The 16,066-nt window shown below is 64.8% G+C and carries 14 protein-coding genes; 7 read left to right on the top strand and 7 right to left on the bottom strand.

Annotation, left to right across the window (positions count from 1 at the left end):
* Positions 1 to 17 precede the first annotated feature (17 nt).
* The gene (locus PCE31106_RS05965) at positions 18 to 962 is read right to left on the bottom strand and encodes a LysR family transcriptional regulator (protein ID WP_150562690.1); all 945 of its coding nucleotides are present in this window, start codon (positions 960 to 962) and stop codon (positions 18 to 20) included.
* A gap of 181 nt (positions 963 to 1,143) precedes the next feature.
* On the opposite strand from PCE31106_RS05965, the gene PCE31106_RS05960 reads away from it, so the two are divergent.
* Both PCE31106_RS05960 and PCE31106_RS05955 read left to right on the top strand, forming a co-directional pair.
* Positions 1,144 to 2,376 carry a sigma-54-dependent Fis family transcriptional regulator gene (locus PCE31106_RS05960; RefSeq protein ID WP_367649256.1) on the top strand — a complete coding sequence of 411 codons (1,233 nt, stop codon included), beginning with the start codon at positions 1,144 to 1,146 and terminating at the stop codon, positions 2,374 to 2,376.
* 832 nt (positions 2,377 to 3,208) lie between these two features.
* Positions 3,209 to 4,369 (top strand): porin, encoded by a 1,161-nt coding sequence (locus tag PCE31106_RS05955; RefSeq protein WP_017233951.1) that lies wholly within the window; start codon positions 3,209 to 3,211, stop codon positions 4,367 to 4,369.
* A 113-nt stretch (positions 4,370 to 4,482) separates the two neighbouring features.
* On the opposite strand, the gene PCE31106_RS05950 is transcribed toward PCE31106_RS05955, so the two are convergent.
* A complete protein-coding gene (locus PCE31106_RS05950) occupies positions 4,483 to 5,892 on the bottom strand; it encodes a gamma-glutamyl-gamma-aminobutyrate hydrolase family protein (RefSeq protein WP_150562689.1) in 1,410 nt (469 codons plus the stop codon).
* 348 nt (positions 5,893 to 6,240) lie between these two features.
* Between PCE31106_RS05950 and PCE31106_RS05945 the strand changes: the two genes are divergently transcribed.
* Entirely contained in the window at positions 6,241 to 6,531 is a 291-nt protein-coding gene (locus PCE31106_RS05945) for a YkvA family protein (protein ID WP_150562688.1), read from the top strand.
* 133 nt (positions 6,532 to 6,664) lie between these two features.
* On the opposite strand, the gene PCE31106_RS05940 is transcribed toward PCE31106_RS05945, so the two are convergent.
* The 3 genes from PCE31106_RS05940 to PCE31106_RS05930 are packed head-to-tail and all read right to left on the bottom strand — an operon-like array spanning position 6,665 to position 8,904.
* Positions 6,665 to 7,639, bottom strand: coding sequence for a quinone oxidoreductase family protein (locus tag PCE31106_RS05940; protein ID WP_150562687.1), 975 nt, complete (start codon positions 7,637 to 7,639; stop codon positions 6,665 to 6,667).
* 52 nt (positions 7,640 to 7,691) lie between these two features.
* Complete coding sequence (locus PCE31106_RS05935) at positions 7,692 to 8,105, bottom strand: methylglyoxal synthase (protein ID WP_150562686.1); 414 nt, start codon at positions 8,103 to 8,105, stop codon at positions 7,692 to 7,694.
* A gap of 19 nt (positions 8,106 to 8,124) precedes the next feature.
* Positions 8,125 to 8,904, bottom strand: coding sequence for an SDR family oxidoreductase (locus PCE31106_RS05930; RefSeq protein ID WP_150562685.1), 780 nt, complete (start codon positions 8,902 to 8,904; stop codon positions 8,125 to 8,127).
* Between the two features lie 211 nt (positions 8,905 to 9,115).
* Here PCE31106_RS05930 and upp point away from each other — a divergent pair, with 211 nt between their 5' ends.
* On the top strand, positions 9,116 to 9,766 hold the full coding sequence (upp, locus tag PCE31106_RS05925) for a uracil phosphoribosyltransferase (RefSeq protein WP_150552556.1): 651 nt from the start codon (positions 9,116 to 9,118) through the stop codon (positions 9,764 to 9,766).
* Positions 9,767 to 9,819: 53 nt separating this feature from the next.
* Here the strand turns inward: upp and PCE31106_RS05920 are convergent, their stop codons facing one another.
* Both PCE31106_RS05920 and PCE31106_RS05915 read right to left on the bottom strand, forming a co-directional pair.
* On the bottom strand, positions 9,820 to 10,755 hold the full coding sequence (locus tag PCE31106_RS05920; protein WP_150562684.1) for a DMT family transporter: 936 nt from the start codon (positions 10,753 to 10,755) through the stop codon (positions 9,820 to 9,822).
* Between the two features lie 118 nt (positions 10,756 to 10,873).
* Positions 10,874 to 12,370: a helicase HerA-like domain-containing protein gene (locus tag PCE31106_RS05915; RefSeq protein ID WP_254440933.1), complete on the bottom strand. Its 1,497-nt coding sequence runs from the start codon at positions 12,368 to 12,370 to the stop codon at positions 10,874 to 10,876.
* Between the two features lie 467 nt (positions 12,371 to 12,837).
* Here PCE31106_RS05915 and PCE31106_RS05910 point away from each other — a divergent pair, with 467 nt between their 5' ends.
* The 3 genes from PCE31106_RS05910 to PCE31106_RS05900 all read left to right on the top strand — a co-directional run bounded on the left by PCE31106_RS05910 (position 12,838) and on the right by PCE31106_RS05900 (position 16,032).
* Positions 12,838 to 13,563 (top strand): YebC/PmpR family DNA-binding transcriptional regulator, encoded by a 726-nt coding sequence (locus PCE31106_RS05910; RefSeq protein WP_017232872.1) that lies wholly within the window; start codon positions 12,838 to 12,840, stop codon positions 13,561 to 13,563.
* Position 13,564: 1 nt separating this feature from the next.
* Positions 13,565 to 14,842: a phosphoribosylamine--glycine ligase gene (purD, locus tag PCE31106_RS05905; protein WP_150562682.1), complete on the top strand. Its 1,278-nt coding sequence runs from the start codon at positions 13,565 to 13,567 to the stop codon at positions 14,840 to 14,842.
* Positions 14,843 to 15,147: 305 nt separating this feature from the next.
* Positions 15,148 to 16,032 carry a mechanosensitive ion channel family protein gene (locus tag PCE31106_RS05900; protein ID WP_150562681.1) on the top strand — a complete coding sequence of 295 codons (885 nt, stop codon included), beginning with the start codon at positions 15,148 to 15,150 and terminating at the stop codon, positions 16,030 to 16,032.
* The last annotated feature ends 34 nt before the right edge of the window (positions 16,033 to 16,066 follow it).

Here is a 16,066-nt window from a genome sequence, read left to right as displayed (position 1 = left end):
TGTCTCTCGCGCCGCCTTCAGCGCGCGCTGGTGTCCGGCCCATCCGGCACCAGCCGAGCGCCCGGCGCGCGCTGCATATCGCGCCACACGGCTCGCGCGTTCTCCACAAACGTCTCGACGCACGGATTGTGATTGTCGCGGCTCCACAGTAGCGCCACTTCCGCCACCGGGGCGTTGCGCAACGGTCTGAAAACCGCATTGCCGAACGCGCTCGTACTGCTCATCGACATCGGCACCATCGCCACGCCCAGCCCTTCGCCCACCAGGTTGATGATGGTCTGCTGCAGGTTGGTTTCGAGCCGGATATGCGGCGAGAATCCCGCGCGACGGCAATGGTCGACGACCAGGTCATAGACAAGCGGCGCGATCTCGCGCGGAATGCTCACGAACGACTCTTCGGCCAGTTGCGCGGCGTCGAGCACCCGCGCCTTCCCCAACGGGTGCGTGCGTGGGAGCACCGCCACCATCTCCTCACGAAACACGGTCGCCGTATCGAGCCCGGTCAGGTCTTCGGGGCGATACATGATGCCGACGTCGGTCTGCCCAGCCCGCACGGATTCGGCGAGCAGATTCGGTAACGTTTCCGCCAATTTCATGTCGACGCGCGAATATGCGGCGGCATACGTGCGCGTGAGCGCGGGCAGGATGTTGTACGCCGAGGACATCATGAAGCCGACGGTGATCGCGCCATCCTCTCCCCGGCTCGCCGCCACGACGTTGCGGCGCGCCCGATCGACCGAGTTGAGAATTTCCACCGCGTCCTGATATAGGCGAGCGCCGGCGCGCGTGAGGCGCACGCTGCGGCGCGTTCGCTCGAAAAGCTGCACACCCAGCTCTGCCTCCATCAGCGCGATCTGGCGCGACAGCGGCGGCTGGGAGATATGCAATTGCTGGGCGGCTCGGCCGAAGTGAAGGGTCTCGGCGAGCACCACAAAGTACTGGAAATGGCGCAGCTCAATCATCTGATACCCCAAAGGTATTAATGGCGCATCTATATTGTATTGGATGTTATGACTGGGCAGTCGTATCCTGCATCAGCGGTTGGCCACCCGAGCTGGCTGCGACATAAAGAGACGTCAGGAATCGCCAGGCCACAAGCCACCGACGGCGCCCTTTCGTACCGATACGAGAAGGAGACAAGTCATGCCCGCTCACCTTGCTGTAGCGTCAGCCCCCGCTCGACCTGTCGGCCCCGCCGCCCCCCTCGGCGCCGCCACTGCCGGTACCGCCTTCAGCCACGTCACCGCGCTCGCCGAGCGCATCCATCGGGTACCGGCCGCCCCCGCCGCCGCCTCTCAGATGCGCCCCGACTATCTCGCCATTGACGATCTGTGCGGCACCGACGACCGAATGCGCGCGTTGCTCTCGCGCGGCAAGCGCTTCGTCGATCGCGGACTGCCGGTGTTGATCCTCGGAGAGACGGGAACGGGCAAGGAGTTTCTGGCCCGCGCGCTGCACGAGTACAGCGCGCGGCGCGCGCAAGCGTTCGTCGCGATCAATACGGCATCGCTGCCGGAACATCTCGTCGAGAGCGAATTGTTCGGCTATCAGCGCGGCGCGTTTTCGGGCGCCCTGCCCGGCGGAATGAAAGGCAAGTTGCAGCAGGCAGACGGCGGCACGCTGTTCCTCGACGAAATCGGAGACATGCCTTATGCGCTTCAAACGCGGCTGCTGCGCGTGCTCTCGGAGCAGGAAGTCACGCCGCTGGGCGCGAGTCGCCCGGTGCCCGTCAACGTTCAGCTCATCTGCGCCACGCATCAGGATCTCGCCGGCGCAGTGGCACAGGGCACGTTCCGCGAAGATCTTTACTACCGCATCGCCGTGGGTGTACTCACGCTGCCGACACTGCGCGAGCGCGACGACAAGCGCGAGTTGATCGCGCGCATGCTGTGCGACGAGTGGCCGGGATTGCGCGCCGATCAGGCATTGGCTCGCGTAGCGCCGCACGTCTTGGCGTGCCTGCTCTCCCACGCGTGGCCGGGCAATCTGCGCCAGATGCGCGCCGCGTTGCGTTACGCGTGCGCGGTAATGGCTGGCAATATGCTGGAGATGGACGACCTGCCGCCAGAGCTTGTCATGCCGTCGCCGGCGCGCAATGTAGGTGGCAATGTCGCGATGCGTGTCATGGAAGCGCGAGATGTCGTGGCGTCGAGCCCCGTCGCCGCCCCGAACGAAGCAAGTGCGCAGGCATCGCCGCACGACCACCGAGAGCGCGACCGCATTCTGCAGGCGCTCGCGCAACACCGCTGGAACATTTCCGCAGCGGCACGCACCCTCGGCTTCTGCCGGGCGTCGCTGTATCGCAAGCTCAAGCAGTTGCGCATTCCGCACGTGCGCGATTGCGGCGACGCCCTCGGCGCGAGCCATTACGCGTAGCCGAACACGCGGCAAAAAACGCAGACAAAAAAAAGCGCGGCCAATGAGGCCGCGCCAAGGTTTGGAGACTTTTCACTCAACGCAAAAGTCTACTTCTCGCGGAACGTAGTATAGGGTCTGGCCTCCCGAATCATTCTCATCATTCGGCGCAATGCATTATTCGGCGACTCGCAATAGTCCGTAAAACGCTATCAACAAAGGACTTTTTGGCGCGAGTCAATTGTTCACGCCTGTCGGCATCTCGGATTTTCCTCATCGCGTGTGCTTCAGTACGCGCAATGACGCGATCATGACGTCTGCCCGCACCGCGCCCCTACGCCTCTCCCTATAGCCACCACAAAACCTCACCGATCGTGCAACGGAAGGTACCTTCATCGAAGGCATTATTTCGTTCGGCGCGTGACGTGGGTCAATGATCGCCATCGCGGAGATCACGTGTCGCCGGAACTTAACGCCTTGCCCCATGTCGCGTGTAGATCCAGTGCTGGCAATGCTTCCCGAGCGATGCCGCTTGCCCTCTGCACTGTGTCCCAAGCGCAACACACGTCGCTTGCGTGGTCATTTATCGCCTAGGCTTATTCAAGCCAATCCCTTATTGGACAACGCTTTTCGGCACATTCGGCAGATTCTTCCCGTATCTGAAATAGATTCTTGCGGATTCTGAAATAGGCGCGGGTGTCGCTCACTCATACACTGCCCCCTGTCAACAGAGCAGTGCCGATACTTGATCGGGTCCGCGAATGACAAACCGTCACCTCGACATGTTCTGTTTCGCCGCGTTCTGTTTACACGCGAATTCTGCGATTCGTGTCACGTTACTGGAGCTTAAACCATGAAAAAAACTCTTCTTGCCGCTGCCGTTGTCGGCGCGTTCTCCGCGAGCGCCCAAGCGCAAAGCAGCGTCACCCTGTATGGCTTGATCGACGCTGGCGTCGCTTACACCAGCAACTCGACGACCTCGACGGCTTCGGGTTCGAAGAACTTCCGCGCAACGAGCGGCCTGATCAACGGCAGCCGTTGGGGCCTGAAGGGCGCGGAAGATCTGGGTGGCGGTAACAAGGCCATCTTCGTGCTGGAAAACGGCTTCTCGATCAACAACGGCACCTCGGGCCAAAACGGCCGCATGTTCGGTCGTCAGGCTTTCGTTGGCCTGCAGAACGACAAGTTCGGCTCGGTGACGATCGGTCGTCAATACGACTCGCTGGTTGACTACCTGGCACCGCTGACCCTGAACGGTTCGTCGTTCGGCGGCACGATCGCAGCGCACCCGTACGATAACGACAACACGAACAACTCGTTCCGTGTGAACAACTCGGTCAAGTACTCGAGCGCCAACTACAACGGCCTGACCTTCGGCGGCCTGTATGGCTTCTCGAACAAGGCTGGCGATTTCGCCAACAACCGCGCCTTCAGCGCCGGCGTGAACTACGCGAACGGCCCGCTGACCGTGGCCGCTGCCTACCTGGAACGCCAAGGCAACACGGGCGCCAACAACACCAGCGGCGCAGTCGACACGTCGACTGGCGGCGACTCGGTGTTCAGCGCCTCGAAGCAACGCGTCTGGGGTATCGGTGGTAACTACGCCTTCGGCCCGGCAACCGTCGGCCTGGTGTACACCCACACGCAACTCCAAGGCCTGACCGGCCTGAACTTCAACAGCACCGCAGTTGCCTTCGGCAACGACGGTCTGAAGTTCGACAACTTCGAAGTCAACGGTCGCTACATGCTGACCCCGGCAGTCTCGCTGTCCGCCGCGTACACGTACACGATGGCCAAGCAAGATTCGACGGACAAGAAGCCGAAGTTCCACACCGTGACGCTGCAAGCCGACTACCGTCTGTCGAAGCGTACCGATGTGTACCTGACCGGTTCGTACCAGCACATCTCCGACAACGAAGGCACGGGCCTCCAAGCCGGTGTCGGCGCTGCCGGCGGTATGTCGTCGACCAGCTCGCAAACCGTTGTGGGCACGGGCATCCGTCACCGCTTCTAATCGACGCGGCGCGCACACCGGCGGCATGATGCCGGTGCGCCTGACATGAAAATGGGCAGCCTCGCGGCTGCCCATTTTTCATTGCGTCGATCGCGGTGCGATCAGAAGCCCAATCAGAACCGCGTTTCGCGCGCGGCGCGCAGGAAGTTGTCGAGCACCGGTGTGCAATCGAGATACTCCGGCCCACCCGCCCGGTGAAATTCCGGGTGCCATTGCAGGCCCATCACGAACGGCGCCTTGCGATAGCGAATGGCTTCCACCACCCCATCTTCCGAGCACACCGCCTCCACACTCAGGTCGCGCCCAAGCGTTCTCACCGACTGGTGATGGATCGAGTTGACGATCGGCACGTCGACCGGCCCCAGCATCTGCGCGAGCGATGACCCCTCGGGGAACGTCAGCGTGTGACGGTTGTGTTCGTAGGTATCGGTCACGTGTGGGATCGCGTCGGGCAGATCCGTCGCGATGTCCTGGTGCAACGTGCCCCCAAATGCCACGTTGATGAGCTGGCAGCCGCGACATACACCGAGAATCGGCTTGCCCTGCTCCACGAACTCATGCAGCAATTCGAGTTCGTACATGTCGCGCATGCGATCGCCTTGCCATTCGTGGCGCGTCGCCACTTCCGAATAGCTGTGCGGCGAGACGTCCGCCCCGCCCTGCAACACCAGCCCGTCGAGATGCTTCGCGTAATCGTGCAGACGGATATGGCTCGGGTGCAGCAGCCCCTGCGTGTCGACCGTGGGAATCATGAACACCAGCACATCGCGCGACATCACCCAGTGCGCAATCGACTCTTCGAGGTACTGAAGCGTCTTGCTGCGCAGCCCCTTCGACCCCGGCTCCGGATGAAAGATGCGCGCTGAAATGCCGATCTTCAGGGTGCGCTGCGTGATGCGCTGCCCCGCGCGGTCGTACCACGCGCGAAATCGTGCCGACGTGATACGACGCAGCACCGACCACGGCGAATCGCCCGCCTGCAGGTACGACGGCTGGGTGCCCATCGAGGCAGGGCTGCCAGGACGCGCGGCACCGGGGCCGAATGTCGGCTGATGCGGCGGCTCGTCGCTGCCGGCACTGCCGGTCGCCGTCTCACTGCCCGTGCCACCGACGCTGCTGGGTACGCTGGTCGCTTCGCTCGGCTTTGGCGCCGGCGTGCCAATCGGATTACGGTCGGCGGCCACTTCGGCTGCGGACGCCTGAACTGAGGGGCTCGTCGCCGAGGCAGGAGCCCCTGGCGGCGCCTCGGGCGCGGGCGCCGGACGCGTGAGCGTGTCGGGGTTCGCTGGCATGTTGCCCGAAGCCTCGGCCGTGCCCGCAACGGGTTTCGCTGTCGCATGAGACGTCGCCGTTGTCGGCGGCTCCACATACTCGGACGCGCCCTGCGAGGCCGGCGTTGGCGACGTACCGGCGTCGGTGGACGGCGGCGTCTGCGGTGGCGTTGCGCTCTTGCTCGTATCGGACTCTGGCTTATTCGACGGCGGCGACGGCTGCGGCGATTTCGGATCTTGAGCGTCAGTCATGGTGGCGTTTGGATGGCGTCCGCGAAGGGGGAAAAATGAATGGACCACTGCGGCTGGCAAATTATCCCGCCGGCCTGATCCTGCCGCAACCGGGAAAGCCGATCGACCGCCAGATCCGGCACCCAGGCACCGGACAGGACTCGATGTACGATGAAACCACCCCGCCTCGGCGGGGTCGAAGCACAATATCACGCATCGTGCGTATGAGCCCACACGCTACGGGCGATGCAGCACGGCAGAGAGATAACGCGCGATGCGACAACTTAAAGAATCAATGAGCGACGTTTCCATCAATACAATGAAGACACCTGCCACATTCGGCGGCGATATTCGTTCAGGAGCCTGCAAGTGAAGCGTTTTCTGCGTCTGTGGCAAGTTGCGCGCCACGATTTCCGGGTTCTCTGGCACGCGGCTCGCGATCCGCGCCGCCCGCGCTGGTTGCTGCCCGCGCTGGCGCTGCTCGCCGTCTATTTAGTCAGTCCATTCGATCTGATTCCGGACTTTGTGCCCGTCTTCGGCCTGCTCGACGATGTCGTGGTGATCGGGCTGGTCGTGCATTGGCTCATCAACCGTTTGCCCGAGGAGGTGCGCGAGGATGCGCGCGCCCACGGCGCCCACCGCTTCAGGCAGCGAGCCTAAGTCGGGTCGTTGACGACGCCGTCGGCCATGAGCAACGGACCTTGGCCGAGTCTCCCCGAACGTTGGACCAGCGTCCGGCGTCCGGGAGCACATCGCATTGATGCCTGCTGGCGTTAGCGTCATTCGCCCCCACTCAGGGCATGAGCAACGTCGACCCGGTGGTTTTGCGCGCCTCGAGATCGCGATGGGCCTGGGCCACGTCGGCCAATGCGTAACGCTGATTGACCTCGATCTTGACCGCCCCCTTGGCCACGACATCGAACAGGTCGTTGGCCGTGGCTTCCAGGTCGGCCCGCTTGGCCGTGTAGCTGAAGAGCGTCGGTCGCGTGAAGAACAGCGAGCCGCGCGACACAAGGTCGGCCGTGTTGATCTGCGCGACGGGCCCCGACGCGCTCCCGAAGTTCACCATCATGCCCAGCGGCCGCAGGCAGTCGAGCGAGCCGATGAACGTGTCCTTGCCGATGGAATCGTAGACGACCGGCACACCTTCGCCACTCGTGATCTCCTTCACCCGTTCGACGAAATTCTCACGCGTATAGACGATCGGATGGTCGCAGCCATGCTGGCGCGCGAGCGCCGCCTTCTCGTCGGAGCCGACCGTGCCGATCACCGTCGCACCCAAGGCCTTGGCCCACTGGCAGACGATGAGCCCCACGCCGCCAGCGGCCGCATGGATGAGGATCGTGTCGCCCGCCTTGACCGGGTAGGTGCGACGCAACAGGTACTGCGCGGTCATACCCTGCAGCATCATCGCGGCGGCCTGATCGTCGCTGATGCTGTCCGGTAGACGCACGAGCGAGGCCACCGGCATCACGCGGGCCTGCGAGTAGGCGCCGCAAGGACGGCTGGCATAGGCGACGCGGTCGCCCGCCTTGACGAGTGTCACGCCTTCGCCCACGGCCTCGACCACGCCGGCCGCTTCCATGCCCAGACCGGCCGGCAGCGGCTGCGGGTACAGGCCGGTGCGGAAATACACGTCGATGTAGTTCAGCCCGACGGCGTTGTGGCGCACACGCGCCTCGCCCGGCCCAGGGTCGCCCACTTCGACGTCGACATACTTCATCACTTCCGGGCCGCCATTCTGTTCGATGCGAATTGCCTTGGTCATCCTCGCTCCTCTCACTCGTGTGAAGTGTGTTGTGAACTGTCGGTTCTCGGCGTCACGCCACCGGCTGCGCGGCCAGACGCACGATCAACTGCTCGAGCAGCATGCGCGCCGTGGCGCTGTTGGTCGCACACGGCACGTTGTGTACGTCGCACGCCCGCACGAGGGCGTTGATATCCGGTTCGTGCGGTTGCGGCGTCATCGGGTCGCGCAGGAACAGCACCATGTCGACACGCCCCTCGGCCAGTTGCGCGCCAATCTGGAGGTCGCCGCCGTGCGGACCGGAGAGCATGCGCTCGACGTCCAGGCCAAGCTCGGTGGCGATGCGTCCGCCCGTCGTGCCCGTTGCCACGAGCTTGCACTGGCGCAGCACGTCGACGTAGTCGTGCGCCACCGCCAGAATGTCGTCTTTTTTCTTGTCGTGCGCGATGAGCGCAATCCGGACGTTGGGTACCGTCGATACAGTCATTGAAGCGATCTCAAAAAGGTTAAAACGTGCCCGGGTACGCGCCACCGTCGATCAGCACGTTCTGTCCGGTAATGTAGCCCGCCTGCGCGCTGCAGAGAAACGCGCAGGTCGCGCCGAACTCGTCGGGCTGCCCGAAACGGCGCGCCGGAATCGCGGCAGCCCGCTTGGTGCGGACTTCTTCGACCGTCTGTCCGCTCTTGGTCGCCGATGCCTGCAGGGTGGCCGCGAGGCGGTCGGTATCGAAAGCGCCCGGCAGCAGATTGTTGATGGTCACGTTGTGCCCAACGGTCGTGCGCGCCAGTCCTGCGACAAACCCGGTCAGACCGGAGCGGGCGCCATTGGACAACCCGAGAATGTCGATGGGCGCCTTCACGGCCGACGACGTAATGTTCACGATGCGGCCGAAGCCGCGTGCCATCATGTCGTCCACGCACGCCTTGATCAGTTCGATGGGGGTGAGCATGTTCGCGTCGAGCGCGCGAATCCAGTCGTCGCGTTGCCAGTCGCGGAAGTCACCCGGCGGCGGGCCACCCGCGTTGGTCACGAGAATGTCGAGTTGCCCGCACGCCGCGAGCGCCTGCGCGCGCCCCTCTGGCGTGGTGATGTCGCAGGCCACGGCGGTCACGCTCACGCCCGTGGCCGCGCGAATCTCGTCGGCCGCCGCGTTGAGCGTCTGCGCCGTGCGCGCGACGATCACGACATTCACGCCCGCTTCGGCCAGGGCCTGCGCGCACGCGCGCCCCAGCCCCTTGCTCGCGCCGCAGACCAGCGCGGTGCGCCCCTTGATTCCCAGATCCATGTTCAGCCTTCAAGACAAGTGACACGTTGGACAACGGCGGTGACACCGCCGTCTTGCAGCGATTCTAAGGGAATCGTGCGCGCGCCGCTTTGTGGGGGCAATCGCTTGGGCAATCGGCACGGGCCGACAGCGAAACCCGGACCGACGGCGCCTGCATCGGCTAAAATCGCGGCCATGCGGGCCACACCGGCCCTGCCCCAGATTGCCAGCCATGAAACAAGATCCCCGCTTCCCGAATCTCTTTATCTGCGATCACCCGCTGATCCAGCACAAGCTCTCGCACATGCGCGACAAGGAAACGTCGACGCGCACGTTTCGCGGCCTGCTGCGCGAGATCACCTTGCTCATGGGCTACGAGATCACGCGCGACCTGCCGCTCACGACCGAGCGCATCGACACGCCGATGGTCGCCATGGACGCGCCCGTCATCGCGGGCAAGAAACTCGCGATCGTGCCGGTGCTGCGCGCCGGCGTGGGCATGAGCGACGGCCTGCTCGATCTGGTGCCGTCGGCACGCGTCGGTCACATTGGCGTGTATCGCGACGAGCAGCATCGTCCGGTCGAATATCTCGTGCGCCTGCCGGATATCGCCGAGCGCCGCTTCATCCTGTGCGACCCCATGGTGGCGACCGGCTATTCGGCCGTGCACGCCGTGGACGTGCTGCGCAAGCGCGGCGTGGCTTCGGAAAACATCGCGTTTCTCGCCCTGGTGGCCGCGCCCGAAGGGGTGAAGGTGCTGCATGACGCGCATCCGGACGTGAAGCTGTATGTCGCGTCGCTCGACGAGCGTCTGGACGATCACGCCTACATCATTCCGGGTCTGGGCGACGCGGGCGACCGCCTGTTCGGCACCAAGAACTGACGCAGGCGGCTCTCACGCCCCGGCCCGCCTGTGCCGGGGCAACCCTCCCCGCCCTACCGCGCTCCCCGGCGTCCCGGGCCCGGGCGCCGCGTGGCCATCGCCACGCCAACGGCTGCCAGCCCCATCCCTCCCCACGCGAGCGGCGGCATGTGCTCCCCGACCATGAGCCACGCAGCAAGCGCCGCTGACGGCGGCACCAGGAAAAACAGCGCCGATACACGCGACGCCTCGCCACGCCGGATCATCGCCAGCAGCAACGATATCGCGACGATCGAGTTGCCGATCACGAGGTAGACGAGCGCCGCGCCGAGCTGCCACGTCCATTCGATGTGCATCGGCTCCAGCCATGCAGCGAGCGGCAGCGTCGCCGCGAAGCCCACGGCGTATTGCACCAGATTGGACGTAACCGGGTGCTGGCCCACGCCGAAGCGCTTTTCGTAGAGCGTGCCGCACGTGATCGCGCCAAGCGCCACGAACGTCAGTACCAGCCCCAGCGCGGAAGTCGCCTCCACCGCCGAGCGCGCCACAATGACCAGTGCCGCCCCCGCCAGCCCCAGAACCAGTCCGACCCAGTTCAGCCCGCTCACGCGCTCGCCCACCAGGTGCGGCACGGCCAGCGCCACGAGAATCGGTTGCAGCGAGGTAATCAGCGCCACGCTGCCGGCCGACACGCCCAGGCGTAGCGCCAGATACGTCATGCTGAAGTACAGCGCCTGAATGAGCAGACCGATGACGACGAGATGGCCCCAGGCGGCCGCCGTCTTCGGCAATGGCGGGCGCATGACGAGCGCCAGCGGCGCGAGCAGAACAAGCACAAGTCCGTAGCGAAGCGCGAGGAACGTGAGCGGGTCGGCATAGATCAGGCCGATCTTGGCGACGGTAAAGCCGACCGACCAGAGAAACAAAAAAATCAGCGGCGCGGCGCGCAGCCACAACGGGTCGTGGGCGACACCGGTACGCACCGGTTCCAGCGAAGATTTCAGCGACATGAGGGGACGAGCGTTCGATGTAGGGGAGGCGGTGCCGGCGATACGTCAGTGGCAAGGCGTACGCCACTCGCCACCGATCGTCGGACGGGGGTGTTGTCGCGGCGGCAGACAAGCCCGGTCATCGCCGCCTGCTGCCGCCGAGAATGCTGCCCAGCACGCCGCGCACGATTTCGCGGCCCAACTGGCTGCCGATGGTGCGCGCCGTACTCTTGACCATCGCTTCGACGACCGTGTCCTTGCGCCGCGAGCCGCCCGCACCGCCCAGCAAACCGCCGAGCGAGTCCCTGACCGCGTCGAGCAGGCTACCGCCGGCCGTTTCGCCGGTGGTCGGCGGCGCGTCCGGCGCCTGCGGCACCGCCCCGCCGCCTGAGGCGGGCGGCACGTCGCTCTGGCGCGTCCGGGTGCGCCCGACCAGCGCTTCGTAAGCCGACTCGCGATCCACCGTTTTTTCGTACACGCCGGCCACGAGCGACGCGGCGATGAGCGCTGCGCGCTCCTGCGGCGTAATCGGTCCGATGCGCGAGGCCGGCGGCGCGATGTACGCGCGCTCCGTCACGGCGGGACGCCCCTTCTCGTCGAGCAACGACACCAGCGCTTCGCCCACGCCCAGCTCGCCGATCACCGTTTCGATATCGAGCGACGGATTGGCGCGCATTGTCTGCGCCGCCACCTTGACCGCCTTTTGATCGCGCGGCGAATACGCCCGCAGCGCATGCTGCACGCGATTGCCCAACTGACCGAGCACGGTGTCCGGTACGTCGACCGGATTCTGCGTCACGAAGTACACGCCAACGCCCTTCGAACGAATCAACCGCACCATCTGCTCGATCCGCTCGAGTAACGGCTTCGGCGCCTCGTTGAACAACAAATGTGCCTCGTCGAAGAAGAACACGATCTTGGGCTTGTCGGGATCGCCCACCTCCGGCAGACGCTCGAATAGCTCGGCGAGCAGCCACAGCAGGAAGGTGGCGTAGATGCGCGGCGCGGCCAGCAGTTTGTCCGCCGCGAGAATGTTGACGATGCCGCGCCCTTGCGCGTCGGTCTGCATGAAGTCGTCGATATCGAGCATCGGTTCGCCGAAGAACTTGTCGGCGCCTTGTTGCTCGAGCGTGAGCAGCCCGCGCTGGATCGCGCCGACCGACGCGGCCGAGATGTTGCCGTACTGCGTGGTGAAGGTCGAGGCGTTTTCGCCCACGTGCTGGAGCATCGCGCGCAGGTCCTTGCTGTCGAGCAGCAGAAGGCCGTTGTCGTCGGCAATCTTGAAGACGAGATTGAGCACGCCGGTCTGCGTCTCGTTCAAGCCCAGCAGCCGCGAGAGCAACAGCGGACCCAGATCGGAGACCGTTGCGCGCACCGGGTGGCCCTGCTCGCCGAACACATCCCAAAGTGTGGCGGGGCTGCCATGCCAGTCGGGCGTTTCGAAGCCGAACTGGGCCATGCGCTCCTTGAGCTTGGGCGTTTCGGCGCCGGGCTGCGCGATGCCCGTCAGATCGCCTTTCACGTCAGCGAGGAACACGGGCACGCCGATGTCGGAGAAGGCCTGTGCCATGACCTGGAGCGTGACGGTCTTGCCCGTGCCGGTGGCCCCGGTAATCAACCCGTGACGATTGCCCATGGCGGGCAGCAGGCCAAGAACGTGCTGGTCGTTGCGTGCGATGAGAAGCCGTTCGCCGGGGTCGCCGGCAGGGCTCGCAGCCCCGGTGGAGGCGGGCGGGGATGCCGTTGAGGAAGCGGCAAGCGACGAGGCTTGCGGCGGCACGGGCTTCTGGGGCATGAGAGACCTCGGCGGTAGACGCAGCGTGGCTCGTGACACGGCGCAGCAAACACCCGTGGCACGGTGCGGCGGCATGATAAAATTGCCTCCGATTATAGCGGCACGATGCCGCTCGGACTGCCCTGGCCCCGAAACGACGGGGGGACCGATGGGTCGACACGACCCATGGGCGCCAACGAGGCGATTCGGCAATTCGCGCCCGCGACCCCAGTGGTGGCGGGCGCGCCTGTTTCAATGGTTGGCCGCGCCGCACTGCGCTGGCCGGCAGAGGCTACTTCGCCGCACAGCGCGGCACGACGGAGAAATTCATGGCGGGTCATTCCAAATGGGCCAACATCAAACACAAGAAAGCGGCGGCAGATGCCAAGCGCGGTAAAGTCTGGACACGCCTGATCAAGGAAATCACGGTGGCCGCACGCCTGGGCGGCGGCGACGTCGACAGCAACCCGCGCCTGCGCCTGGCCGTGGAAAAGGCTGCCGACGCGAACATGCCCAAGGACAACGTCAAGCGCGCGATCGATCGCGGCGTTGGCGGTCTTGACGGCGCCAACTACGAAGAAATCCGCTACGAAGGCTATGGCATCAACGGCGCCGCGGTGATCGTCGATACCATGACGGACAATCGCGTGCGCACCGTCGCCGAAGTGCGTCATGCCTTCTCCAAGTTTGGCGGCAACATGGGCACCGACGGTTCGGTGGCGTTCCTCTTCACCCACTGCGGCCAGTTCCTGTTCGCGCCGGAGACGCCGGAAGACAAGCTGATGGACGTGGCGCTCGACGCCGGTGCCGACGACGTGATCACCAACGACGACGGCAGCTTCGAAGTCATCTGCCCGGCGAACGACTTCCAGGCCGTGAAGGCCAAGCTTGAAGCGGCCGGTCTGAAGGCCGAAGTCGCGGAAGTCACGATGAAACCGCAAACTGAAGTGGTCTTCACCGGCGAAGACGCCGTGAAGATGCAAAAGCTGCTCGACGCGCTCGAAAACCTCGACGACGTGCAGGAAGTATTCACCAACGCCGTCATCGAGGAATAAGATGAAGATTCTGGTTGTCGGCTCGGGCGGCCGCGAACACGCGCTGGCGTGGAAGCTTGCCCAATCGCCTCGTATTCAGTTGGTTTATGTCGCCCCGGGTAACGGCGGCACGGCGCTCGACGAGCGCCTGCGCAATGTCCCGATCAGCGATCCGAACGTGCTCGCCGAGTTCGCCGCGCGCGAAGGCATCGCGCTGACCGTGGTCGGCCCCGAAACGCCGCTCGCCGCCGGTATCGTCAACATCTTCCGCGCGCGTGGCCTGAAGATTTTCGGCCCGACGAAGGAAGCGGCGCAGCTCGAATCGTCGAAGGACTTCGCCAAGGCGTTCATGAAGCGCCACGGCATTCCCACCGCCGATTACGAAACGTTCTCCGACGCGGCCAGCGCCCACGCCTACATCAACGCCAAGGGCGCGCCGATCGTCATCAAGGCAGATGGCCTCGCCGCAGGCAAGGGCGTGGTCGTGGCGATGTCGCTCGACGAAGCGCATCACGCCGTCGACATGATGCTCGCGGACAACAAGCTCGGCGACGCCGGTGCCCGCGTGGTGATCGAGGAGTTCCTGCAAGGCGAGGAAGCCAGCTTCATCGTGATGGTCGACGGCAAGAACGTGCTGCCGCTCGCCACGTCGCAGGATCACAAGCGCCTGCTCGATAACGATCAGGGACCCAATACCGGCGGCATGGGCGCGTATTCGCCCGCACCGATCGTCACGCCGCAGATCCATGCGCGCGTGATGCGCGAGATCATTCTGCCGACCGTGCGCGGCATGGAAACCGACGGCATCCGCTTCACGGGCTTCCTGTACGCCGGTCTGATGATCGACGCACAAGGCAACGTCAAGACGCTCGAATTCAACTGCCGCATGGGCGACCCCGAAACGCAGCCGATCATGGCGCGCCTGAAGGGCGACTTTTCGGTCGTGGTCGAGCACGCGATTGCGGGCACGCTCGACAAGGTCGAACTCGACTGGGACCGCCGTTATGCCCTGGGCGTGGTGCTCGCCGCGCACGGCTATCCGGACACCCCGCGCAAGGGCGACCGGATCTCCGACGTGCCGGCCGAGACCGCCGAATGCGTGACGTTCCACGCGGGCACCCAGCTCGAGAACAACGTGCTGACGGTGACGGGCGGGCGGGTGCTGTGCGTGGTTGGCTTGTCCGACACCGTGCGCGGCGCGCAGAGCGTGGCGTACCAGACCGTCAATCAAATCAATTTCGACGGTATGCAGTATCGCCACGATATCGGCAACCGCGCATTGGCGCGCAAACCGGAGTAAGCCCGCCGAAGTCAGGCAACGGGCGTCAGGTCGGCCACGCTTGAAGGCAGACCTTGAAGCGCCAAATCGTTGTGCTACGGCCCGGAGACGTCATGTCATCTCCGGGCCGTTGTCGTTTTGGCGGCCGTTTTAGCGGCCGTTCTGGCGGCACCACGACCGCGAATGCCGTCACGGCGTCGCGATTGACAAGCGCGGAGCAAGTTGGCACGCTGACACGGCGCGGGTGCGTCACCACCGCGCGTCCGGCCAGCCCCGGCGGAATGCATACCGTTTTCCCGACAGACCCTCGCTCGACGGAGACTTACATGTTCGATCTCGACAAGCTGGTCAACGATTATCTGATGCCGTTCGGCCTGAAGATTGTGATGGCCGTCGTCATCTGGATTGTCGGCGGTATCGTCATCAATGTGGTGGCGCGGCTCGTGCGCAGCGCCATGACTCGCCGGGCCATCGATCCCACCCTCGTTCGTTACACCGAATCGACGCTGCGCATCGCCTTGCGCATTGCGCTGATCATTTCCATCCTCAGTGTCTGCGGCATCGAGACGACTTCGTTCGCCGCGCTGCTCGCCGCCGCCGGCATCGCCATCGGCGCGGCGTGGTCCGGACTTCTGTCGAATTTCGCCTCCGGCATCTTTCTCATCGTGCTGCGCCCCTTCAAGACCGGCGACATGATCAGCGCAGGCGGCGTGACCGGGGTGGTCGACGAGATCGGCCTGTTCGTCACCACGCTCACGACGGCGGACAATCTGCGGGTGTACGTCGGCAACACGAAGGTCTTCGGCGACAACATCACGGTGTACGACGCCAACGCGTTTCGCCGCGTCGACTTGACGGCGCAGCTCGCCCACACGGTCGATGTGCAGGACGCGATAGCGCGCCTGAAGGCACGCATCGCGCAGATCCCGAACGTGATGAGCACGCCCGCGATCGATGTGGTGATTCTCGAATTCAATCCCGCCGGGCCGGTGCTCGCGGTGCGTCCGTACTGCCACAACCGCGATTACTGGCAGGTGTATTTCGACACCAACCGGGCCATCGCCGAGGTGGGTGGCATGGCTCAATGGCCGGTGCCGGCGCCGCGTCAGATCCTCATGCCGCCGCCGGGCGACCTTGGCAAAGGCATGCCCATTGCGCCCGCGGGCGGCGCGCCAGCGGCCAGTCCTCTGCCCAACGCGCCAGCGCCGTGACCGCCAACGCTTGATGCAGGTCATTCGGGCGGCA

Source organism: Pandoraea cepalis, assembly GCF_902459665.1.
Lineage (GTDB): Bacteria > Pseudomonadota > Gammaproteobacteria > Burkholderiales > Burkholderiaceae > Pandoraea > Pandoraea cepalis.
This window is presented reverse-complemented; position numbering and strand designations above follow the sequence as displayed.